The following is a 21,933-nucleotide window of genomic DNA, read 5'->3' as shown; positions in this document are numbered from 1 at the left end:
CGGGTCGTGGTCCGGCCGACTGCGGCGCGGTACTGCGTCCGGCTGGGCCGGGAGCGGTCTTGCCGGCTCCGCCGAACCCAAGCGGGGCTCGGTCGGGCGGGGGCCGCAGGGATGCTGAGCGGGCGTGCCGGATCGCGGTCGTTCGTCCTCCAGCCGAGGGAGTCGGGTGGGTGGGCACATGGGGGTCGGGGGCTGAGTCCCCGGCCGGAGCAGGCAGAACACAGGAGAGGTTGATCCCAAGGTGCACGACGATCTCATCGCCCGGGCCGAGGCCTGGCTCGCCGAGGACCCGGACCCGGAGACGCGCGACGAACTGGCCAAGCTGATCGAGGCCGGTGACACGGCAGAGCTGTCGGCCCGCTTCAGCGGCACCCTCCAGTTCGGCACCGCCGGCCTGCGGGGCGAACTCGGCGCGGGCCCCCAGCGCATGAACCGCAGTGTGGTCATCCGCGCCGCCGCCGGCCTCGCCGCGTACCTGAGGAAGCAGGGCCACACCGACGGACTCGTCGTCATCGGCTACGACGCCCGCCACAAGTCCGCCGACTTCGCCCGCGACACCGCCGCCGTCATGACCGGTGCCGGCCTGCGCGCCGCCGTGCTCCCCCGCCCGCTGCCCACCCCCGTGCTGGCGTTCGCGATAAGGCACCTCGGCGCGGTCGCGGGCGTGGAGGTCACCGCCAGCCACAACCCGCCCCGGGACAACGGCTACAAGGTCTACCTCGGCGACGGCTCCCAGATCGTGCCGCCCGCCGACGCGGAGATCGCCGCCGAGATCGACGCGATCGCCTCCCTGCACGACGTACCCCGTCCGGACGCCGGCTGGGAGACCCTGGACGACGCGGTCCTGGACGCCTATCTGGCCCGTACCGACGCCGTACTCGCCGCCGGCTCCCCCCGTACCGCCCGCACGGTCTACACCGCCATGCACGGCGTCGGCAAGGACGTCCTGCTGGCCGCCTTCGCCCGGGCCGGCTTCCCCGAGCCGGTGCTGGTCGCCGAGCAGGCCGAACCGGACCCGGACTTCCCGACGGTCGCCTTCCCGAACCCGGAGGAGCCGGGCGCGATGGACCTGTCGTTCGCGCGGGCCCGTACCACCGGCCCGGACCTCGTCATCGCCAACGACCCGGACGCCGACCGCTGTGCCGTGGCCGTCAAGGACGGCGGGGAGTGGCGGATGCTGCGCGGCGACGAGGTCGGCGCGCTGCTCGCCGCCCACCTGGTCCGGCGCGGCGCCCGGGGCACCTTCGCCGAGTCGATCGTCTCCTCCTCCCTGCTCGGCCGGATCGCCGGGAAGGCGGGGCTGCCGTACGAGGAGACGCTGACCGGCTTCAAGTGGATCGCCCGCGTCGACGGCCTGCGCTACGGCTACGAGGAGGCCCTCGGCTACTGCGTGGACCCGGAGGGCGTGCGCGACAAGGACGGCATCACCGCCGCGCTGCTGATCACCGAGCTGGCGTCGGTCCTGAAGGAGGAGGGCCGTACCCTCCTCGACCTGCTCGACGACCTCGCCGTGGAGCACGGCCTGCACGCCACCGACCAGCTGTCGGTCCGCGTCCAGGACCTCTCGCTGATCGGGGACGCGATGCGCCGGCTGCGCGAGCAGCCGCCGGCCGAGCTGGCCGGCCTGCCCGTCCTCCGGGCCGAGGACCTGACCCGGGGCACGGAGACGCTGCCGCCCACGGACGGCCTGCGCTACACCCTCGACGGGGCCCGGGTCATCGTCCGCCCCAGCGGCACCGAGCCCAAGCTGAAGTGCTACCTGGAGGTCGTCGTACCGGTCGACTCCCACGCCGGCCTCCCGGCCGCCCGCGCCCGCGCGACCGCCCTGCTGACGGCCGTCAAGCGCGACCTGTCGGCAGCCGCAGGCATCTGAGGCCCCCACCCCCGCCGGGCGCCCCAGCACAGGGGCACCCGGCGGCGAACCCCCAGGGCTTCCGGCGGCACGACGCGGGGGACGACCAGCGGCCCCGCGCCACCGAGAACCGAGCGAAGACCCCCGGGACCGCCGGAGCCCCGCGAACCCCGCGAACCCCGGAGGGTGCGGTCCCTCAGCCCATCCCCACCAGGATCGCCAACAGCACCGCCCCGGCCACCGCCGGTGCCGCCACCTCGTACGCCCAGCGCACGCTGACCTCGCCCTGGGCCGGCTCGGCCTCGCCGTGGCGTTCCAGCAGTTCCCGCAGTTCGTCCATGACCTGGTCGGTCTCCGCGCGGGTCGGCCCGGTGTCCGGCCCGCGCAGGCCGAAGCCGCCGAGGCCGAGGCCACCGGGGCCGAGCGCCGTGCCCCGGTCGCGCGGGGTCGCGCCACGGGCCGCGTCGGCCGCCGCGAGCTGCTGCCGGCGGGCCGCCTTCTTGCGGGCGCGCAGCGAGACGGGGACGGCCCACAGCTGGTACTTGGCGCCGGACCGGGTGACGACCTCGTTGGTGTAGCCGGAGCGCAGGGCGGCGATCTCGCCCCAGGGCAGGGTGACGACCCGGAAGGGGTTGCGCACGCGCAGCCGGTCCTCGCCCGCGAAGACCGCGGGGCGCACCGTGAAGGCGACGACCAGCGGCACGACGAGGATCATCCCGGCCAGCGCCAGCCAGGGCGTCCGGCCGTGGCCCTTGACCAGGGCGTCGAAGCCCAGCCAGAGCACGACCAGGAGCAGCAGCGCGCCGCCCGCCAGCCCGAGGGGCGAGCGGTAGACCCGGTCCTTGGCGGTGGACGCGGGCGGCTGTGACGCGGGTGACGGGTGGTCCGGGGTGGTCATGGCCCGATTCTGCCCGACGCCGCCGCACACGTGACCGGGTGCCCGGCAACCGGCGCTCATCCGTGATGTCGGCGGCCGGGACGAGCAGCGGGGGTGTACAGCCGCTACGCGCGTAGATATGCTCGTCTGGTGACCATGCCCACTACCGCACCCACAGCTCACGTTCTCTCGGACGTCACCGCGTCCGACAGCACGCTGCGCCGCTTCCTCCACGGGCTGCCCGGCGTCGACGCGGTCGGCCTGGAGGCGCGCGCCGCGTCCCTCGGCACCCGTTCCATCAAGACCACCGCGAAGGCGTACGCCATCGACCTCGCCATCTCGATGGTCGACCTGACGACGCTGGAAGGCGCGGACACCCCGAGCAAGGTCCGGGCGCTCGGCGCCAAGGCGGTCCATCCCGACCCGACGGACCGTACGGCCCCCACGACGGCCGCGGTCTGCGTCTACCCCGATATGGTGGCCGCCGCCAAGGAGGCCGTCGCCGGCTCCGGCGTGAAGGTCGCCTCGGTCGCCACCGCCTTCCCGGCCGGCCGTGCCGCGCTCGACGTGAAGCTGGCCGACGTGCGGGACGCCGTCGCCGCCGGCGCCGACGAGATCGACATGGTCATCGACCGGGGCGCGTTCCTCGCCGGCAGGTACCTGAAGGTGTACGACGAGATCGTCGCCGTGAAGGAGGCCTGCGGGACGAGCGCCCGCCTGAAGGTCATCTTCGAGACCGGCGAGCTGTCGACGTACGACAACATCCGCCGCGCCTCCTGGCTCGGCATGCTGGCCGGTGCCGACTTCATCAAGACCTCCACCGGCAAGGTCGCCGTCAACGCGACCCCCGCGAACACCCTGCTGATGCTGGAGGCGGTCCGCGACTTCCGCGCCCAGACCGGCGTCCAGGTCGGGGTGAAGCCGGCCGGCGGCATCCGTACCAGCAAGGACGCGATCAAGTTCCTGGTGCTGGTCAACGAGACCGCGGGCGAGGACTGGCTGGACAACCACTGGTTCCGCTTCGGCGCCTCCTCGCTCCTCAACGACCTGCTGATGCAGCGCCAGAAGCTGGCCACCGGCCGCTACTCCGGTCCCGACTACGTGACGGTGGACTGATCCCCATGGCTTTCGAGTACGCACCCGCCCCCGAGTCCCGCGCGATCGTCGACATCGCGCCCTCCTACGGCCTGTTCATCGACGGCGAGTTCACCGAGGCCGCCGACGGCAAGGTCTTCAAGACCGTCTCGCCGTCCAGCGAGGAGGTCCTGTCCGAGGTCGCCCAGGCGGGCGCCGAGGACGTCGACCGCGCGGTGAAGGCGGCCCGCAGGGCGTTCGAGACGTGGTCGGCGCTGCCCGGCTCCGAGCGCGCCAAGTACCTGTTCCGCATCGCCCGCATCATCCAGGAGCGCAGCCGTGAGCTGGCCGTCCTGGAGACGCTGGACAACGGCAAGCCGATCAGGGAGACGAGGGACGCCGACCTCCCCCTCGTCGCCGCCCACTTCTTCTACTACGCGGGCTGGGCCGACAAGCTCGACCACGCCGGGTTCGGCGCGAACCCGCGGCCCCTCGGCGTCGCCGGCCAGGTCATCCCCTGGAACTTCCCGCTCCTGATGCTGGCGTGGAAGATCGCCCCGGCCCTCGCGACCGGCAACACGGTCGTACTGAAGCCGGCCGAGACCACCCCCCTGTCCGCCCTGTTCTTCGCGGACATCTGCCGCCAGGCCGGCCTGCCGAAGGGTGTCGTCAACATCCTCCCCGGCTACGGCGACGCGGGCGCCGCGCTGGTCGCGCACCCGGACGTGAACAAGGTGGCGTTCACCGGCTCCACGGCCGTCGGCAAGGAGATCGCCCGCACGGTCGCCGGCACGCGCAAGAAGCTCACGCTGGAACTGGGCGGCAAGGGCGCGAACATCGTCTTCGACGACGCTCCCCTCGACCAGGCCGTCGAGGGCATCGTCACCGGCATCTTCTTCAACCAGGGCCAGGTCTGCTGCGCCGGCTCCCGGCTGCTGGTCCAGGAGTCGATCCAGGACGAGCTGCTGGACGCCCTCAAGCGCCGCCTGTCCACGCTGCGCCTCGGCGACCCGCTGGACAAGAACACCGACATCGGCGCGATCAACTCCGCCGAGCAGCTGGCCCGGATCACCGCGCTGGCCGAGAAGGGCGAGGCGGAGGGCGCCGAGCGCTGGTCGCCGGCCTGCGAACTGCCCGCCTCCGGCTACTGGTTCGCCCCGACGCTGTTCACGAACGTCACCCAGGCGCACACCATCGCCCGCGACGAGATCTTCGGCCCGGTGCTGTCGGTCCTCACCTTCCGCACCCCGGATGAGGCGGTCGCCAAGGCGAACAACACCCAGTACGGCCTCTCGGCCGGCATCTGGACCGAGAAGGGCTCGCGCATCCTGGCCGTCGCGAACAAGCTGCGCGCCGGTGTCGTCTGGTCCAACACGTTCAACAAGTTCGACCCGACCTCGCCGTTCGGCGGCTACAAGGAGTCGGGCTTCGGCCGCGAGGGCGGCCGCCACGGCCTGGAGGCGTACCTCGATGTCTGACCGACTGTCTGTCTTCAAGACCTACAAGCTGTACGTCGGCGGGAAGTTCCCGCGTTCGGAGAGCGGCCGGGTGTACGAGGTGACGGACTCCAAGGGCAACTGGCTGGCCAACGCTCCCCTGTCCTCCCGCAAGGACGCCCGGGACGCGGTCGTGGCCGCGCGCAAGGCGTTCGGCGGCTGGTCCGGCGCCACGGCGTACAACCGGGGGCAGGTCCTCTACCGCGTCGCGGAGATGCTGGAGGGCCGGCGCGAGCAGTTCGTGCGCGAGGTGGCCGACGCGGAGGGCCTGTCCAAGTCGAAGGCGGCCGCGGTCGTGGACGCGACCATCGACCGCTGGGTCTGGTACGCGGGCTGGACCGACAAGATCGCCCAGGTGACCGGCGGCGCCAACCCGGTCGCGGGCCCCTACTTCAACCTCTCCTCCCCCGAGCCGACCGGCGTCGTCGCCGTCCTGGCCCCGCGGGAGTCGTCCTTCCTCGGCCTGGCGTCGGTGGTGGCCCCGGTGATCGCCGCCGGTAACACGGCCGTGGTCGTCGCCTCCGAGGGGGCCCCGCTGCCGGCCCTGTCCCTGGGCGAGGTGCTGGCCACCTCCGACGTCCCGGGCGGTGTGGTCAACGTGCTGTCCGGCCGTACGGCGGAACTCGCGGCCCCGCTCGCCGCGCACCAGGACGTCAACGCGATCGATCTCGCGGGCGCGGACGAGGAGCTGGCGAAGGAGCTGGAGATCGCGGCGGCCGACAACCTGAAGCGGGTGCTCCGTCCCCAGGCTGTGGATTACTTCCAGACGCCGGGCATCGAGCGGATGACGGCGTTCCTGGAGACCAAGACGGTCTGGCACCCGACGGGGTCGCTGGGCGCGGGCGGCTCGTCCTACTGACGCCGCCCGGGTGGGGAACTGCGGCGGCCCGCCGGCCACGAGTGCCGTGCCGCGCAGTTCCCCCTGCCGGGGCGCTTTTCAGTGCCCCGCTCCGCCGAGGACCGGGCCGGCCACCGGGACGCTGCCCACGGAGGGCGCCTGGGCCAGCGGGCGGGTCAGCGTCTGGGAGCCGACCGGCTTGAAGTCGGCCAGCTGGGTGCCCACCCCGTTGTCCAGGGGGTCCACGCCCGTGCCCGCGAGCGGGTTGGGCTTGAGGCCGGCGACCGGGCCGGTGACGTAGCCGACGATGCCCGTCGTGGCGCGCAGGCCCGACTGCGGGTCGACGTGACCCACGTCCGTGGGGCGGTAGTTGAGGCCCAGTCCGGGCACCGAGTCGGCGGACGCCGCGGCCGCTCCGGCCCCCAGGGCCGCTCCGGCGACCGCCAGGGTGATCAGGGCGCGCTGCGCGGTGGGGTGCTGGGGAGAGGTGTGTCGGGCCATTGCTGGTGCCACCTTCTGGTGCGCAGGGTAAGAGTGTCGGCACACAGCGTAGTTGAGGTGCGACTCACGCTCAAAAGCCGACCCGCGGGGTCGGCAGGGCGCCCCCGATACGTCAAACTGGTGTTCCGTGAGCATTCATCCTCCGGTCCCCGCCCGTGTCGTGCTGCTGTGCGGCCCCTCGGGCTCGGGCAAGTCACTCGTCGCCGCCCGCTCCGGGCTCCCCGTGCTGCGCCTGGACGACTTCTACAAGGAGGGTGACGACCCGACTCTGCCCCTGGTGCCGGAGAGTTCGGACATCGACTGGGACCACCCGCTGTCGTGGGACGCGGACACCGCGGTCGACGCCATCACCCGCCTGTGCGCGACGGGCTCCACCCCGGTGCCGGTGTACGACCTCGCGCTGAGCGCCCGCACCGGCGAGGAGACGCTGCACATCGGCCGTACCCCGCTGTTCATCGCGGAGGGCATCTTCGCCGCGGAGATCGTCGAGCGCTGCCGGGAGCTGGGTGTGCTGGCGGACGCGCTGTGCCTGGCCCGCGGCCCGCTCACCACCTTCCGGCGGCGCTTCCTGCGCGATCTGAGGGAGGGCCGCAAGTCGGTGCCGTTCCTGCTGCGCCGCGGCTGGCGGCTGATGCGCTCGGAGCGCACGATCGTCGCCCGCCAGGTGTCCCTCGGCGCGCATCCGTGCGACCGGGACGAGGCGCTGGGCCGGCTGGCGGCAGCGGCGGCGGGCCGGCAGGCACGGCAGGAGACGGCGGCGTAACGCCCGTACGCACGACGACGGGCGACGGGCGACGGGCGACGGGCACACGACAACGGGACCGGCGGGCCCCCCGGCCCCACCAGTCCCGTTGTCGCTTTCCCCCGTTCCCCCGAAGGCCCACCCCCCAGTGGTCCCCCGTGTTTCCCCCGTTCCCCCCGGCCTTCAGGCGACCAGCTCGCCGAAGGCGTCCTCCTCGTCACGACCGAAGCTGAGGACCTCGTCCTCGCGCAGCCGGCGCAGCGAACGCCAGATGCTCGACTTCACCGTGCCGACACTGATGCCGAGGATCTCCGCGATCTCCGGGTCCGTGCGGCCCTCGTAGTAGCGCAGGACCAGCATGGTGCGCTGGAGCTCGGGCAGCCGGGCCAGCGCCTGCCACAGGACCGCGCGCAGCTCGGTGCCGCGCATCGCGTCCGTCTCGCCGGGCGTCTCCGGCAGTTCCTCGGTCGGGTACTCGTTGAGCTTGCGGCGCCGCCAGGCGCTGATGTGCAGGTTGGTCATGGTGCGGCGGAGGTATCCCCCGACCGCCGCCTTGTCGCTGATCCGCTCCCACGCCCGGTACGTCGAGAACAGCGCGCTCTGCAGCAGGTCCTCGGCCTCGAAGCGGTCGCCGGTCAGGTGGTAGGCGGTGGCGTACAGGGAGGCGCGGCGCTCCTGGACGTAGGCGGTGAACTCCGCCTCGGTCAGCGAACGACGCTCCCCCGGGTCCTCCCCGTACGCGGCTCCCCCGTGCGTTTCCCCCGTGTGCGCGTCAACCACCGACATGTACGCCGGGTGCTGACGCCCGGTGCCGCGGGCGCACCCCCTGCCTCCCGCGCGCTCGAATCCGCTCGCCCGGGAGGTACCCCCGTCCGCACCGGACTTCTCCGACCCCCGGTGCACGTCGTGCAGACGCGTGACTACGGCGCTGGTGCTGATGCTGTGCAGCGTGTTCATCTCGCGCTCCCCGTCGTGTACTTGGTGGTCCGGTCCTGCCCGGGCCGGTTCGGCACCGCCGCCCTGCCCGTGCCCAAAAGACTGCCGGGGCGACTTCATCGCCGTGTCCGCCGACTGTCACAGACCTGTCACAGGGGCCCGGCCCAGGGTCATCACAGACGGTGCACAGGTGACGGCGGCATGGAGGGCCTGCGCCGGACGGTCGTACGGCGGCCCCTCCATGGGCCAGAATGAGCCCGTGCCTTCCCTGTTGCTGATCGAGGACGACGACGCCATCCGTACGGCCCTGGAGCTCTCCCTGACGCGCCAGGGACACCGGGTGGCCACCGCTGCCAGCGGCGAGGACGGTCTGAAGCTGCTGCGCGAACAGCGGCCGGACCTGATCGTGCTGGACGTGATGCTGCCCGGCATCGACGGGTTCGAGGTGTGCCGGCGCATCCGGCGCACGGACCAGCTGCCGATCATCCTGCTGACCGCGCGCAGCGACGACATCGACGTCGTCGTCGGCCTGGAGTCGGGCGCCGACGACTACGTCGTCAAGCCGGTGCAGGGACGGGTGCTCGACGCCCGGATCCGCGCCGTGCTGCGGCGCGGCGAGCGCGAGTCCACCGACTCGGCGACCTTCGGCAGCCTCGTCATCGACCGGTCGGCGATGACCGTCACGAAGAACGGCGAGGACCTCCAGCTGACCCCGACCGAGCTGCGGCTGCTGCTGGAGCTGAGCCGGCGACCCGGTCAGGCGCTGTCCCGGCAGCAGCTGCTGCGGCTGGTGTGGGAGCACGACTACCTCGGTGACTCGCGCCTGGTCGACGCCTGTGTGCAGCGGCTGCGCGCCAAGGTCGAGGACGTGCCGTCGTCCCCGACGCTGATCCGTACCGTCCGTGGTGTCGGATACCGCCTGGACGCGCCTCAGTGACCGGTACGCGAGGGGGGCTGCGCGGCTGGGCCGCGGGGCGTGGGAGAAGTCTGTCGCGGCTGCGGTTCACCAGCCTCCGGCTGCGCCTGGTGGTGGTGTTCGCGCTGGTCGCGCTCACCGCCGCGGTGTCCGCCTCGGGCATCGCCTACTGGCTCAACCGGGAGGCGGTGCTCACCCGCGCCCAGGACGCGGTACTGCGCGACTTCCGCCAGGAGATGCAGAACCGCGCGGGCGCGCTGCCGGAGCACCCGACCCAGGACCAGTTGCAGCGCGCCGCCGGCCAGATGGCCGCCAGCAGCCAGCGTTTCAGCGTGCTGCTGGTCGCCCAGGACGCCGACGGCAAGACGGTGTACGGCAACTCGGGCGGCATCAACGGCTTCGCGCTGGAGGACGTACCGCGGTCGCTGCGCGCCGCCGTGGCCAAGCGGCAGAAGGTGACCGGCGCCAACAAGGAGCCGTACCACCTGTACTGGCAGCGGGTCGTGGACCACGGCACGCCGTACCTGGTGGCCGGCACGCGCGTGATCGGCGGCGGCCCCACGGGCTACATGGCGAAGTCCCTGGAGCCGGAGGCCAAGGACCTCAACTCGCTGGCCTGGTCGCTGGGCATCGCCACCGGGCTCGCGCTGATCGGGGCCGCGCTGCTCGCGCAGGCCGCCGCCACCACCGTGCTGAAGCCGGTGCACCGGCTGGGGGTGGCCGCGCGACGGCTCGGCGAGGGCAGGCTGGACACCCGGCTGCGGGTGTCCGGCACCGACGAACTCGCCGACCTGTCCCGGACGTTCAACAACGCGGCCGAGGCGCTGGAGCAGCGGGTCGCGGAGATGGCCGCGCGGGACGAGGCGTCCCGCAGGTTCGTCGCCGACATGTCGCACGAGCTGCGGACGCCGCTCACCGCCATCACCGCCGTCACGGAGGTGCTGGAGGAGGAGCTGGAGGCGGAGACCGGGAGCATGGACCCGATGATCGAGCCGGCGGTCCGGCTGGTGGTCAGCGAGACCCGGCGGCTGAACGACCTGGTCGAGAACCTGATGGAGGTCACCCGCTTCGACGCGGGCACCGCCCGCCTGGTCCTGGACGACGTCGACCTCGCCGACCAGATCACCGCCTGCATCGACGCCCGCGCCTGGCTGGACGCGGTCGAACTGGACGCCGAGCGCGGCCTGCACGCCCAGCTGGACCCGCGGCGCCTGGACGTCATCCTCGCCAACCTGATCGGCAACGCCCTCAAGCACGGCGGCTCGCCGGTGCGGGTCTCGGTCCGGGAGACGGACGACTCGATCGAGATCCAGGTCCGCGACCACGGGCCCGGCATCCCGGAGGACGTCCTCCCGCACGTCTTCGACCGCTTCTACAAGGCGAGCGCCTCCCGGCCGCGCTCCGAGGGCAGCGGGCTCGGCCTGTCCATCGCCCTGGAGAACGCCCACATCCACGGCGGCGGGATCACCGCGGCCAACTCCCCGGAGGGCGGAGCGGTGTTCACGCTCCGGCTGCCACGGGACGCCTCACGGCTCACCGAGGACGGCGGGGACGCCCAGGACGGCGGGAACGGCAGGAACGTCATGGACGGCACGGACGGCACGGGAGAGGAGGGGTCATGACGACCGTACGACGAATGCTGGCGCTGCCCCTCCTGGGTGTGCTGCTCACCGGCTGCGGCATCCGGGCCACGGAGGTGCCGACCGACTTCGGGGCGGCGCCCTCCCGGGTGCCCTGCTCGCTGGCCGGGCCCGACGAGTCCGCGCGGTCCGCGCACGGGGTGCCGGTGCAGGTCTTCCTGCTGTGCGGGGCGTCCCTGGTGGCCGTCGACCGGACCGTGGCGGTCCCGGAGGGCACCGCGGACGCCCGGCGCCGGGTGATCGTGGCACAGGGGCTGCTGGACCAGCTCGCCAAGCAGCCGGCGCCCGCCGAGCGCTCCGCGGGCTACACGACGTACGTGCCGGGCGGCCTCGGGGTGGCCGGGCCCCACCCGAAGGACCCCGAGGACACCCTGCGGCTGAGTACGGCGCCCTCACGGCTCACCTCGTACGCACTGGCCCAGCTGGTGTGCACCCTGTCGGACTCGGCGGCGACCGAGGACGACGGCTCGGTCATCCTGGGCGGCCCGGCCCCGGGCCCGCTGCGCCGCTACGAGTGCACGGACGACCTCCGCGACCACCCGGGCAGCACGCGGCCACCGTCCAGCGAGGCGACCACGTAGATTCGGGCGTCGGGGGGCAGCACCGGGGCGACCAGGGTCGGGCGTCGGGGCGGCCGCGGCCCCTGGGGCATCCGGGACGCCCGTGGGCGTCGGGGGGCCGGGAGGCCGAGGGCCGGGAGGCCGGGGACCGGGGCGCCGGGGCGCCGGGGCGCCGGGGCGCCGGGGCGCCGGGGCGCCGGGGCGAAAAGCTTCCGTGGCGGAACCAATCACGTCGGCCCCCGCGTCTAGGGGGTCGTGCAGCGTCAAGGCTCCATCGGCGGCAGCGCCGAGATCCGCGTCCGTGTGACAGGGGGTGTCCTCCTCGTCGCACACCTCGCCCTCGTCGCCTGGCTGATGCTGCGCCCGCTGGACGTCCCCTGGGTCATGCCCCCGAACCTGCGCCCGCTGGCCGGTGTCCGGGCCGACCTGGCGCTGGGCTGGCCGTACGCGGTCAGACCCCTCGGCGAGGGACTCGCGCTGCTCGCGCCGCTGGGCGTGCTGCTGCCGATGGCGCACGGCCGGCTCACCGTCTCCCCGCTGGCGTCCCTGCTCCGTACGGCCGCGGCCGGCGCCCTGGTCTCCCTCGGCATCGCCCTGCTCCAGACCGGCGTACCGGGGCGGGTCGTGGACGTCGACTCGCTGCTGCTGAACACGGCCGGCGTCGTCCTGGCCCACCTGGCCGTCGTACCGGCGGGCCGGGCGCGGCTGCGGCGGCGGGAGGCGCGGGAGCCCGGGGCGGCCGTCACCGTGCAGGAGGAGCCGTCTCAGGGGCGGACCCCGACGATTCCCAGGGTCGGGATCGCCCCTTGGAGTGACGCTTCGTCCGCTTCGTCTCCGTAGTCTGGAAGACAGTCGGGGGGTCCCACCGGGGGCCCGCCACCGGCTCTCGAAACGAGCCGACGACCACGGAGGAGCCGACATGAGCGCCCTTGCCCGCCCCACCCACGGCCGCATGATCGGCGGAGTCTGCGCCGGACTGGCCCGGCGCTTCGGCACCTCGGCCACCACGATGCGGGTGATCTTCCTGGTGTCCTGCCTGCTGCCGGGCCCGCAGTTCGTGCTGTACATAGCGCTGTGGCTGCTGATGCCGTCCGAGGACAAGGCCCGTACGGCCTGGTGACCGCGGGCGCGCACACACCACGGGGGCGCCTCCGGACATGCCGGAGCGCCCCGCGCAGGAAGGCTCGGGTCAGCCGACCGGGACCCCGTTGACCGGCACACCGTGCGTGGGCAGGCCCTTCAGCGGCAGCCCGCCGAGCAGACCGGCGACCGGCTTGGTCGGGCCCTCGGCGACGACGCTCTCGGCGACGGGCCGCGCGGCGGACGCCCCCTTGCCGACCGCCGGCATCGCCGCGGCGACACCGCGCTTGGCCACGGGCTTCAGCGTCTTCACGGCGCCGCTGTCCGGCAGCGCCTCGATGACCTGCGAGGGCGGCAGCGTCCGGGTCACGGTGTCCAGCGTCTGACCGGCGTCCGGGCTGGCCGGAGCCGCGACGGCCGCGCCCGCACCGGCGGCGGCGAAAGCGGCGCCGAGGGCGGCGACACCGAGGGTCTTGGCAGCAGACTGCTTCATGGTGAATGCGTCCTTGTATGCGGAGACGGGAGATCACGAACGATCTGAGCGGTCCACGACCGTAAACATCCCGAGCCACCCGCCGCAAACACCGAAATGCGGACTCTTGGTGAAAGTGCGTCCGCTTTCCGGGCCGGCCCCCGTCGGGCGACTAGGCCTCCGGACCGCCAGAACCGCTGGTAGACGCGGTCTGCCGGAACAGCCATTCGGATTTCAGCTCGGCATATCCGGGCTTGATGACGTCATTGATCATCGCCAGTCGTTCATCGAAAGGAATGAACGCTGATTTCATCGCATTGACGGAGAACCACTGGAGATCGTCGAGCGTGTAGCCGAACGCGTCGACGATGTGCTCGAATTCCCGGCTCATCGTGGTGTGCGACATCAGCCGGTTGTCGGTGTTCACGGTGGCCCGGAAGTGCAGCCGGCGCAGCAGCCCGATGGGGTGCTCGGCGTAGGAGGGCGCGGCCCCGGTCTGGAGGTTGGAGGTGGGGCACAGCTCCAGGGGGATCCGCTTGTCCCGCACGTAGGAGGCGAGCCGGCCGAGGGTGACCGAGCCGTCCTCGCGGACCTCGATGTCGTCGATGATCCGCACGCCGTGGCCGAGCCGGTCGGCGCCGCACCACTGCAGCGCCTGCCAGATGGACGGCAGCCCGAAGGCCTCGCCGGCGTGGATGGTGAAATGGTTGTTCTCGCGCTTGAGGTACTCGAAGGCGTCCAGGTGCCGGGTGGGCGGGTAGCCGGCCTCGGCGCCCGCGATGTCGAAGCCGACCACGCCCGAGTCCCGGTGGCGGTTGGCGAGTTCGGCGATCTCCAGGGAGCGGGCCGCGTGCCGCATGGCGGTCAGCAGGGCGCCGACCCGGATCCGCCGGCCGTTCTCCCGGGCCAGCCGCTCTCCCTGCCGGAACCCCTCGTTGACGGCCTCGACCACCTCTTCCAGGGTCAGACCCCCGTCGAGGTGCTGCTCGGGCGCGTACCGCACCTCGGCGTAGACGACGCCGTCCTCGGCGAGGTCCTCGGCGCACTCCCGGGCGACCCGGACCAGGGCCTCGCGGGTCTGCATGACGCCGACGGTGTGCCGGAAGGTCTCCAGATACCGTTCCAGCGAGCCGGAGTCGGCGGCCTCCTGGAACCAGATCCCCAGCTTGTCCGGGTCGGCCTCGGGAAGCCCGGCGTAGCCGCTCAGGCGGGCGAGATCGATGACGGTGCCCGGGCGGAGCCCGCCGTCGAGATGATCGTGCAGCAGTACCTTGGGCGCCCGGCGGATCTGGTCCGCGGTGGGGGTGGTCCCGGTCGGTGCGGTCTGGCTCGTCATTTCCGCACTCTAACGCCTACGCGCGTAGAGGAGCCGGTGCGCGCGGCGGCCGTTTCCCGGCGCTTTTCCGCCGATACCCAACGGTGACCGGCCGGACGGGTTTCGTACACCGCGCCTTCTGAGACTGTTCTGTCATGGGACAGCAAGCGACGCCGGTCCGAACGGCCAGGCTGGGGAAGGCAGTCGGCCCGGAGCCGACGTCGGTGAGCGGAGCGGTGCTGCTGCTCCCCGGTGGGGAGGAGGTCTCCGCCCGCCGGCCGTCCCCCGTGCGGGCGATGAGCCTGCTGCGCTCCCTGGGCCGCGCCCTGGCGCGCGCGGGCCGGTCCGAGGGGCTGGCCGTGCATCCCGTCCACTACCGCTACCGCGGCTGGAACGGCAGCGAGGCCCATCTCGCGGCGGACGCCGCGTGGGCCGCCGACGAGGTCGTACGACGCTACGGGGACGTTCCGGTCTGCCTGGCCGGAGTCGGCATGGGCGGCCGCGCGGCGCTTAGGTCCGGCGGCCACGAGGCCGTCAACTCCGTCGTGGCCCTCGCCCCCTGGCTGCCGGAGGACGACGTCGCCGCGCCCCCCGAGCCGGTGAGGCACCTCGTGGGCCGCCGCGTGCTGATCGCCCACGGCACGAACGACGAACGGACCGATCCCGAGCTGTCCTTCCGCTTCGCGGCCCGGGCGAAGAAGGCGAACCGGGAGGTGTGCCGGTTCGAAGTGCACTCCGACGGGCACGGTTTGCACGGCTACCGGGACGAAGTGGTTTCCCTGGCCGTGGACTTCGCCATGGGCGCGCTGTTCGGGCACTGCGTGTCCCGCCCGGTGGAGGACGCGCTGGCCGCGCCGCCGCCGATCGGGCTCCGGATGCCGCTGGCCGCGGGGTTCGGCCGGTCGTTGAAGCGGTGAGGCCGAAGGACACCGCGCCCGTTCAGGGCAGCAGGCTCCCCCTTCGCGAGAGCAGGAACCTCTTGAACGCGGCCACCGGGGGCGTGTCCGGGCGGTCGGCCAGCCAGGCCACGCCGATCTCGCGGGCCGCTCTCGGAGCGGTGACCGTCAGCTCCGCCACGCCCGGGCGGGGGACGGTCGGGGGCGGCAGCAGGGCCACCCCGAGACCCGCCGCCACCAGGCCGCGCAGGGTCTCCGCCTCCTCGCCCTCGAAGGCGACGCGGGGCTTGAAGCCGGCCTCGCGGCACAGGTCGTCGGTGATGCGGCGCAGGCCGTAGCCGGGTTCGAGGGTGACGAAGGTTTCCTCGGCCGCCTCGGCCAGGCGGATGCGGCGGCGGGCGGCCAGGCGGTGGTCGGCGGGGACGACCAGGCGGAGTTTCTGCTCGTCGAGGCGGCGGGCGACCAGGTCGGGGGCGTCGGGGACGGGCGAGGTGAGGCAGAGGTCCAGTTCGCCGGCGCGCAGCCGCTCCAGCATCGCCTCGCCGTAGTTCTGGACCAGGCTGAAGCGGACCCGGGGGTGGTCGGCGCGGAAGGCGTGCAGCAGACCGGGCACGGTCTCGGCGCCCATGGTGTGCAGGAAGCCGAAGGCGACCTTGCCGGTGGCCGGGTCGGCGTCCGCGCGGACCTCCTCGGCGGCCCGCTCGACCTCGCCGAGGGCCCGCTCGACGGAGGCGAGGAAGGTCCGGCCGGCGGTGGTCAGGGAGACCGTGCGGCCGTGCCGGGCGAACAGGTCGACGCCCAGGTCACGCTCCAGGCGGGCCATCGCACGCGACAGGGTGGACTGGGGGACGTTCAGCTCCTGCGCGGCCCGGGTGACGTGCTCGGTGCGGGCCACGCCGGCGAAGTACGCGAGCCGCGGGGCGAGCAACAGCGCCATGTCTTCCGTGTCACCGGACGGTGACAGGCGGACCTGTGAGCTCTGCTGATGCGCCATGGGAACGATTATCGCCGTTCCATGCATTGGACGCATGAGAGGGGTCGTCCGTACGGTCGAGGCATGTCTCCCGCCAGTACCGGGGCGTCCACCCGCGTGGGCGCCGTCCCGCCCGTCTCCGCCCCCGACTCCGCGTCCGACTCCGACTCCCGGCTGACCCCGGGCGGCCCCGGCTACCGCCGGATGAGCCTCGCCCTCTTCCTCGCCGGGGTCGCGACCTTCGCCCTGCTCTACTCCACGCAGGCCCTGCTGCCGCTGATCTCCGGGGAGTTCGGGGTCGCGGCGAGCGAGGCCAGCTGGACCGTGGCCGCCGCGACCGGCGGGCTGGCGCTGTTCGTCCTGCCGATGAGCGCCCTGTCGGAGCGGTTCGGCCGCCGTACGGTGATGACCGGCTCGCTGGCCGTCGCCGTCACCGTCGGCATGCTGGTGCCCTTCGCGCCGTCGCTCGGCGCGCTGGTGGTGCTCCGGGCGGTGCAGGGCGCCGCGCTGGCCGGGCTGCCGGCCTCGGCGCAGGCCTACCTGGCCGAGGAGGTCCGGCCGAAGGCGCTGGTCACGGCGATCGGACTGTTCGTGGCCGGCAACAGCGTCGGCGGCATGAGCGGCCGGGTGATCACCGGCTGGGTCGCGCAGGAGTGGGGCTGGCGGGTCTCGGTCGGGGTGATCGGCGCGCTCGCCGTCGTGTGCGCGGTGGCGTTCCGGCTGCTGCTGCCGGCGCCGAGGCACTTCACGGCGGGCTCGCTGCGCCCGCGGGTGCTGCTGGGCACGGTCCGCGGTCACCTCGCCGACCCGCTGCTGCGCCGCCTGTACGCGATCGGCGCGCTGTTCATGACCGTGTTCGGCGGTGTCTACACGGTGATCGGCTACCGGCTGACGTCCGCGCCGTTCGGGCTGCCGCAGGGCATCGTGGGCTCGATCTTCCTGGTCTACCTGGTGGGTACGGTGTCCGCGTCCACGGCGGGCCGGCTGGTGGGCCGGTTCGGCCGCCGGGGCGCGCTGTACCTGGCGGGCGGTACGACGGCGGCGGGGCTGCTGCTGTCCCTGACGGCCGCGCTGCCGCTGGTCCTGCTGGGCCTGGTGCTGATCACGGCGGGCTTCTTCGCCGGGCACGCGGTGGCGTCCTCCGCGGTCAGCAAGACGGCCACACACGGGCGCGCCCAGGCGTCGGCGCTGTACCAGTCCGCGTACTACATCGGCTCCAGCGTCGGCAGCACGGTCGGCGCGCTGGCCTTCCACGCGGACGGCTGGGGCGGCACGGTCGGTGTCGGCCTCCTCGCGATCGCCGGTGTCTTCACCCTCACCGTCCTCGGTTCCCGGGCGGCCCGGGTGGCGGCCCGCAGGGAGCCGGTGGGCGCCCACTGACACCCTCCTGAGCTGCGCCTTCTCCAACTCCGGAGGCCATTGTCAGTGGGCTGCGGTAGCTTCCGGGGTGTCGGCGCGAAGGCGCGCCGGAGGGACGGCCACAGGGGGTGGACGATGGGCGACAGCACGGCGACGGCGGATCTCGACGTCGCACTGGAGAAGCACCGGACCGAGCTGACCGGGTACTGCTACCGGATGCTCGGTTCCTCCTTCGAGGCCGAGGACGCGGTGCAGGACACCCTGGTGCGGGCCTGGCGGAGCTACGACAAGTTCGAGGGCCGTTCCAGCCTGCGCTCGTGGCTGTACCGGATCGCGACGAACGTGTGCCTGGACATGCTGACGGCGGGCAACAAGCGGGCGCGGCCGATGGACCTGACGGAGGCCACCCCGCTCGCCCGGGCGGCGCTCTCCCCGCGCCCGGACAACACCTGGCTGGAGCCGATGCCGGACGCGCGCGTGCTGCCGGCCGTGCAGGACCCTGCGGAGGCGGCGGTGGCCAAGGAGTCGGTCCGGCTCGCGTTCATGGCGGCGCTCCAGCAGCTGCCGCCGAAGCAGCGGGCGGTGCTCATCCTGCGCGAGGTGCTCGCGTGGAAGGCGAGCGAGGTGGCCGAGCTGCTGGGCACCACGGTGGCCTCGGTGAACAGCGCTTTGCAGCGGGCCCGGGCCACGCTCGCGGAGCGCGGGGACGCGGACGCCGCGGGCGCGGTGTCGGACCCGCTGGACGAGGAGCAGCAGAAGCTGCTGGAGCGGTACGTCGCGGCCTTCGAGGGGTACGACATGACGGCGCTGACGGCGCTGCTGCACGAGGACGCCGTCATGACGATGCCGCCGTTCGACCTGTGGCTGCGCGGCACCGGCGACATCACCGGCTTCATGACCACCCTCGGTGCCTCCTGCGCCGGCTCCCGGCTGCTGCCGGTCCAGGCCAACGGCCTGCCGGGGTTCGCGCACTACAAGCCGGATCCGGAGACCGGCGGGTTCACGCCGTGGGCGGTGCAGGTGCTGGAGATCTCAGACGGCCGGATCACCGGTTTCCACTGCTTCCTCGACACCCAGCGGTGGTTCCCGCTGTTCGACCTGCCCCTCCATCTGGAAGCGGAGCCCGACGAGGTCGAGGAAGGCGCCTAGCGCGGGGTCGGTGTCCCGCAGGAGGATCCGCCCACCGGCCCGGCGGGCGGTCAGCTCCAGCCGCGCCAGCAGCTCGACGACCGCCAGCCCCGGCGGTCCGATCCCGCCCACGTCGCACACGACCACCCCGGCCGCACCGCCCTCCAGCAGGGCTCGCACCCGGGCACACAGCCCGGGCACCTCGTCCCGGCGGACGGGCCCGGGCAACACCAGCACGGCGGGGGTCTCGGCATTCACGTGCGGTAGACCGGCGGGGCGGGCGGAACTCATCGCGGGCGCCGGAGATCACATTGACCCGTGCCCCTGCCTCCTCGCAGGGTTGGCGCCATGGCGGGGGTGCTGAGCGGGTTCGCGGTGATCGCGGTCGTCATCGGGGTGGGCTATGTGCTCGGGCGGTGCGGGACGCTCGGCGCGCAGGGCGGGGAGGTGCTGACACGGCTGGCCTTCACGCCGGCCGGGCCCGCGCTGCTGTTCACCACGCTCGCGCGGGCCGACCTGTCGGTCCTCTTCTCCAGCCGGCTGCTGGTGACGGCGCTCAGTACGGCCGTGGTCGCGGGGGTCTTCGTCGCGGCCGGCGCGGTACGGCGGTGGGGGGTGGGCCGGACGACGATCGGCGCGCTGTGCTCGGGGTACGTCAACTCGGGCAACCTCGGCATCCCGATCGCCGCGTACGTGCTGGGCGACGCGTCCCTGGTGGCGCCGGTGCTGCTCTTCCAGGTCGTCCTGGTCACCCCGGTCGCGCTCACCGTGCTGGACCTGTCCGGCACGGGCGGGAAGGGCGCGGTGGGGCGGCGCCTGCTGATCCCGCTGCGGAATCCGGTCGCGGTGGGCTCGCTGTCGGGGGTGCTGGTGTCGGCGGCGGGCTGGCAGCTGCCCGGTCCGCTCCTGAACCCGCTGACCGCGCTCGCCGGCATGTCCGTCCCGGCGGCCCTGCTGGCCTTCGGCATGTCCCTGCACGGCAACCCGGCACCCGGCCGGGGGCGGGACAGCCGGCTGGTGCTGCTGTCCGTCGCGCTGAAGTCGCTGGGTCAGCCGCTGGTCGCCTGGGCGCTGGCCCGGTGCGTGTTCGGCCTGCACGGGCACGCCCTGCTGGACACGGTGGTGACCGCGGCCCTCCCCGGCGCCCAGAACCTCTTCACGTACGCCAGCCGCTACCGCGTCGCCGAGTCCCTGGCCCGCGAGTCGGTGCTGCTGTCGACGGTGGTGTCCGTACCGGTGCTGGTGGGGGTGGCGACGGTGCTGGGGTGAAGCCGGGTCAGTCGACGGGGAACGCGTCGGTGTCCAGGGTGAGGCCGAACGGCTCCGGCAGCTCGACGGGGTCGCCGAACTTGACCGCCTTGAGGACCCGGTAGACATCGCCCTTGGGTTCCCCGTAGAGCGTCGCGGTGGGTCCGCCGGGAGCCCAGCGGTCGACCAGGAGGTACAGCGGGATACCGGCGGTGGCGTAGGCGGCGGGCTTGCTGACGCGGTCGTGGCCGGCGTTGGACTTGGAGGTGACCTCGACGACGAGTTCGGCGAGGGCGGCGGGGATGTGGGAGTCGGACTCGGGGTGTTCCGGCACCGGTGCCACCACCAGGTCCGGGATGAGCATCCCCAGCCGGGACGGCACGGCGAGAGCCAGTGTCTGGAAGATTTCCCAGTCTTCGGGGATCACGGAGTAGAGGCGACGCTGGATACGTTCCGCGATCGCGTTGTGGCGGAACGCGGGAGCAGGTGACACGGTGATGATCCCCTCGATGATCTCCACCTTGCTGCCCTCCGGCCATTCCATCTCCTCCCAGTACCGGACGAGGTCGTCCCAGTTCTGGTCGGAGTCCTGGCTGACGGTGAGTGCGCTCATGGCGGTCTCCTATCGGTGCGTCACCGATCCCAGCATGCCGAACGGGACCGGCGGAGATCCACCGGTCCCGTTCACCCGAATGAGGAAACTGCAGGTCAGGCGATACGTTCCAGCACCACCGGCGACGCCGAGAAGTCCGTGCCGGGGGCCGCGATGTCGTAGGAGCCCGCCACCGCCTGGAGGGCGTAGTCGAAGCGCTCGGGGGTGTCGGTGTGCAGGGTCAGCAGGGGCTGGCCCTCGGTGACCGTGTCGCCCGGCTTGGCGTGCAGCTCGATGCCCGCGCCCGCCTGCACCGGGTCCTCCTTGCGGGCCCGGCCGGCGCCCAGGCGCCAGGCGCCGACGCCGATGCCGTAGGCGTCGAGACGGGTCAGGACGCCGGAGGCCGGGGCCTTGACGACGTGCTGCTCCTTCGCGGTGGGCAGCGGCGCGTCCGGGTCGCCGCCCTGCGCGGCGATCATCCGGCGCCAGACGTCCATCGCCGAGCCGTCGGCGAGGGCCTTCGCCGGGTCGGCATCCTTGACGCCCGCCGCGTCGAGCATCTCGCGGGCCAGGGCGACGGTCAGTTCCACGACGTCCGCGGGGCCGCCGCCGGCCAGGACCTCGACCGACTCGCGGACCTCCAGGGCGTTGCCCGCGGTCAGGCCGAGCGGGGTGGACATGTCGGTGAGCAGCGCGACCGTCTTCACGCCGTGGTCGGTGCCGAGGCCCACCATCGTGGACGCCAGCTCCCGGGCGTCCTCGATGGTCTTCATGAAGGCGCCCGTGCCCACCTTCACGTCCAGCACCAGGGAGCCGGTGCCCTCGGCGATCTTCTTCGACATGATCGAGGAGGCGATCAGGGGGATCGCCTCGACCGTGCCGGTGACGTCCCGCAGGGCGTACAGCTTCTTGTCCGCGGGGGCCAGGCCGTCGCCCGCCGCGCAGATCACCGCGCCCGTGGTGTCCAGCACGTGCAGCATCTCCTCGTTGGAGAGCAGGGCGCGCCAGCCGGGGACCGACTCCAGCTTGTCCAGGGTGCCGCCGGTGTGGCCGAGGCCCCGGCCGGAGAGCTGCGGCACCGCGGCGCCGCAGGCCGCCACCAGGGGCGCGAGCGGCAGGGTGATCTTGTCGCCGACGCCGCCGGTGGAGTGCTTGTCGGCCGTCGGGCGGGACAGCGAGGAGAAGTCCATCCGCTCACCGGAGGCGATCATGGCCGCGGTCCAGCGGGCGATCTCGCGGCGGTTCATGCCGTTCAGCAGGATCGCCATGGCGAGCGCGGACATCTGCTCGTCGGCGACCTCGCCGCGGGTGTACGCGTCGATGACCCAGTCGATCTGCTCGTCGGTCAGCTCGCCGCGGTCCCGCTTGGTGCGGATGACGGAGATGGCGTCCATGGCCATGCTGGGGGCTTCCTTCCGGGAGGTGCGAAGTGTGCGGC

Annotated in this window: 23 protein-coding genes; 14 read left to right on the top strand and 9 right to left on the bottom strand. The window is 73.1% G+C overall.

Annotation, left to right across the window (positions count from 1 at the left end; all coding sequences use genetic code 11):
- The first annotated feature begins 241 nt into the window (after positions 1-241).
- Positions 242-1,873, top strand: a complete 1,632-nt coding sequence (locus ACZ3ZD_RS03140; RefSeq protein ID WP_467392848.1) for a phospho-sugar mutase — start codon at positions 242-244, stop codon at positions 1,871-1,873.
- 175 nt (positions 1,874-2,048) lie between these two features.
- Here ACZ3ZD_RS03140 and ACZ3ZD_RS03135 read toward each other — a convergent pair whose 3' ends face one another.
- Positions 2,049-2,750, bottom strand: a complete 702-nt coding sequence (locus ACZ3ZD_RS03135) for a PH domain-containing protein (RefSeq protein WP_467392846.1) — start codon at positions 2,748-2,750, stop codon at positions 2,049-2,051.
- A 135-nt stretch (positions 2,751-2,885) separates the two neighbouring features.
- Here ACZ3ZD_RS03135 and deoC point away from each other — a divergent pair, with 135 nt between their 5' ends.
- Genes deoC through ACZ3ZD_RS03120 form a run of 3 tightly spaced genes read left to right on the top strand, consistent with a single transcriptional unit; the run spans position 2,886 to position 6,158 of the window.
- Entirely contained in the window at positions 2,886-3,845 is a 960-nt protein-coding gene (deoC, locus tag ACZ3ZD_RS03130) for a deoxyribose-phosphate aldolase (RefSeq protein ID WP_467393295.1), read from the top strand.
- A complete protein-coding gene (locus ACZ3ZD_RS03125) occupies positions 3,845-5,281 on the top strand; it encodes an aldehyde dehydrogenase family protein (RefSeq protein WP_467393293.1) in 1,437 nt (478 codons plus the stop codon). The genes deoC and ACZ3ZD_RS03125 overlap by 1 nt, the downstream gene beginning before the upstream one ends.
- Positions 5,274-6,158 carry an aldehyde dehydrogenase family protein gene (locus tag ACZ3ZD_RS03120; RefSeq protein ID WP_467392844.1) on the top strand — a complete coding sequence of 295 codons (885 nt, stop codon included), beginning with the start codon at positions 5,274-5,276 and terminating at the stop codon, positions 6,156-6,158. Before ACZ3ZD_RS03125 ends, ACZ3ZD_RS03120 begins: the two co-directional genes overlap by 8 nt.
- 78 nt (positions 6,159-6,236) lie before the next feature.
- Here the strand turns inward: ACZ3ZD_RS03120 and ACZ3ZD_RS03115 are convergent, their stop codons facing one another.
- Entirely contained in the window at positions 6,237-6,638 is a 402-nt protein-coding gene (locus ACZ3ZD_RS03115; RefSeq protein ID WP_467392842.1) for a hypothetical protein, read from the bottom strand.
- A gap of 160 nt (positions 6,639-6,798) precedes the next feature.
- Between ACZ3ZD_RS03115 and ACZ3ZD_RS03110 the strand changes: the two genes are divergently transcribed.
- Complete coding sequence (locus tag ACZ3ZD_RS03110) at positions 6,799-7,401, top strand: uridine kinase family protein (RefSeq protein WP_467393291.1); 603 nt, start codon at positions 6,799-6,801, stop codon at positions 7,399-7,401.
- A gap of 162 nt (positions 7,402-7,563) precedes the next feature.
- Here ACZ3ZD_RS03110 and ACZ3ZD_RS03105 read toward each other — a convergent pair whose 3' ends face one another.
- Positions 7,564-8,337 (bottom strand): SigE family RNA polymerase sigma factor, encoded by a 774-nt coding sequence (locus ACZ3ZD_RS03105; RefSeq protein ID WP_467392840.1) that lies wholly within the window; start codon positions 8,335-8,337, stop codon positions 7,564-7,566.
- Between the two features lie 238 nt (positions 8,338-8,575).
- Between ACZ3ZD_RS03105 and afsQ1 the strand changes: the two genes are divergently transcribed.
- The 5 genes from afsQ1 (at position 8,576) to ACZ3ZD_RS03080 (ending at position 12,552) form a co-directional block, all read left to right on the top strand.
- On the top strand, positions 8,576-9,253 hold the full coding sequence (afsQ1, locus tag ACZ3ZD_RS03100; RefSeq protein ID WP_361217837.1) for a two-component system response regulator AfsQ1: 678 nt from the start codon (positions 8,576-8,578) through the stop codon (positions 9,251-9,253).
- On the top strand, positions 9,250-10,854 hold the full coding sequence (locus ACZ3ZD_RS03095) for an ATP-binding protein (RefSeq protein ID WP_467392838.1): 1,605 nt from the start codon (positions 9,250-9,252) through the stop codon (positions 10,852-10,854). Before afsQ1 ends, ACZ3ZD_RS03095 begins: the two co-directional genes overlap by 4 nt.
- On the top strand, positions 10,851-11,453 hold the full coding sequence (locus ACZ3ZD_RS03090; RefSeq protein WP_467392836.1) for a hypothetical protein: 603 nt from the start codon (positions 10,851-10,853) through the stop codon (positions 11,451-11,453). Before ACZ3ZD_RS03095 ends, ACZ3ZD_RS03090 begins: the two co-directional genes overlap by 4 nt.
- A 234-nt stretch (positions 11,454-11,687) precedes the next feature.
- The gene (locus tag ACZ3ZD_RS03085; RefSeq protein ID WP_467392834.1) at positions 11,688-12,272 is read left to right on the top strand and encodes a VanZ family protein; all 585 of its coding nucleotides are present in this window, start codon (positions 11,688-11,690) and stop codon (positions 12,270-12,272) included.
- A 79-nt stretch (positions 12,273-12,351) separates the two neighbouring features.
- Positions 12,352-12,552 (top strand): PspC domain-containing protein, encoded by a 201-nt coding sequence (locus ACZ3ZD_RS03080; protein ID WP_467392832.1) that lies wholly within the window; start codon positions 12,352-12,354, stop codon positions 12,550-12,552.
- 69 nt (positions 12,553-12,621) lie between these two features.
- On the opposite strand, the gene ACZ3ZD_RS03075 is transcribed toward ACZ3ZD_RS03080, so the two are convergent.
- Positions 12,622-13,005, bottom strand: coding sequence for an ATP-binding protein (locus tag ACZ3ZD_RS03075; RefSeq protein ID WP_467392830.1), 384 nt, complete (start codon positions 13,003-13,005; stop codon positions 12,622-12,624).
- A gap of 151 nt (positions 13,006-13,156) precedes the next feature.
- On the bottom strand, positions 13,157-14,320 hold the full coding sequence (locus ACZ3ZD_RS03070; RefSeq protein WP_467392828.1) for an adenosine deaminase: 1,164 nt from the start codon (positions 14,318-14,320) through the stop codon (positions 13,157-13,159).
- A 134-nt stretch (positions 14,321-14,454) separates the two neighbouring features.
- Between ACZ3ZD_RS03070 and ACZ3ZD_RS03065 the strand changes: the two genes are divergently transcribed.
- A complete protein-coding gene (locus ACZ3ZD_RS03065) occupies positions 14,455-15,216 on the top strand; it encodes an alpha/beta hydrolase (protein WP_467392826.1) in 762 nt (253 codons plus the stop codon).
- 22 nt (positions 15,217-15,238) lie between these two features.
- On the opposite strand, the gene ACZ3ZD_RS03060 is transcribed toward ACZ3ZD_RS03065, so the two are convergent.
- The gene (locus ACZ3ZD_RS03060; RefSeq protein WP_467392824.1) at positions 15,239-16,189 is read right to left on the bottom strand and encodes a LysR family transcriptional regulator; all 951 of its coding nucleotides are present in this window, start codon (positions 16,187-16,189) and stop codon (positions 15,239-15,241) included.
- A gap of 63 nt (positions 16,190-16,252) precedes the next feature.
- On the opposite strand from ACZ3ZD_RS03060, the gene ACZ3ZD_RS03055 reads away from it, so the two are divergent.
- A complete protein-coding gene (locus ACZ3ZD_RS03055) occupies positions 16,253-17,548 on the top strand; it encodes an MFS transporter (RefSeq protein WP_467392822.1) in 1,296 nt (431 codons plus the stop codon).
- Between the two features lie 114 nt (positions 17,549-17,662).
- Complete coding sequence (locus ACZ3ZD_RS03050; protein ID WP_467392820.1) at positions 17,663-18,676, top strand: sigma-70 family RNA polymerase sigma factor; 1,014 nt, start codon at positions 17,663-17,665, stop codon at positions 18,674-18,676.
- Here the strand turns inward: ACZ3ZD_RS03050 and ACZ3ZD_RS03045 are convergent.
- Positions 18,560-18,946, bottom strand: coding sequence for an STAS domain-containing protein (locus tag ACZ3ZD_RS03045; protein WP_467392818.1), 387 nt, complete (start codon positions 18,944-18,946; stop codon positions 18,560-18,562). The genes ACZ3ZD_RS03050 and ACZ3ZD_RS03045 overlap by 117 nt on opposite strands.
- A 57-nt stretch (positions 18,947-19,003) precedes the next feature.
- On the opposite strand from ACZ3ZD_RS03045, the gene ACZ3ZD_RS03040 reads away from it, so the two are divergent.
- Positions 19,004-19,924, top strand: coding sequence for an AEC family transporter (locus ACZ3ZD_RS03040; protein WP_467392816.1), 921 nt, complete (start codon positions 19,004-19,006; stop codon positions 19,922-19,924).
- Between the two features lie 7 nt (positions 19,925-19,931).
- Here ACZ3ZD_RS03040 and ACZ3ZD_RS03035 read toward each other — a convergent pair whose 3' ends face one another.
- Positions 19,932-20,516, bottom strand: coding sequence for a Uma2 family endonuclease (locus tag ACZ3ZD_RS03035; protein ID WP_467392814.1), 585 nt, complete (start codon positions 20,514-20,516; stop codon positions 19,932-19,934).
- Between the two features lie 95 nt (positions 20,517-20,611).
- A complete protein-coding gene (locus tag ACZ3ZD_RS03030; protein WP_467392812.1) occupies positions 20,612-21,895 on the bottom strand; it encodes a thymidine phosphorylase in 1,284 nt (427 codons plus the stop codon).
- Positions 21,896-21,933 lie beyond the last annotated feature (38 nt).

The sequence above is a fragment of the Streptomyces sp. NPDC023481 genome, assembly GCF_055560195.1.
Note: the sequence above shows the minus strand (reverse complement) of the source record. Positions and strands in the feature narration are given on the sequence as shown.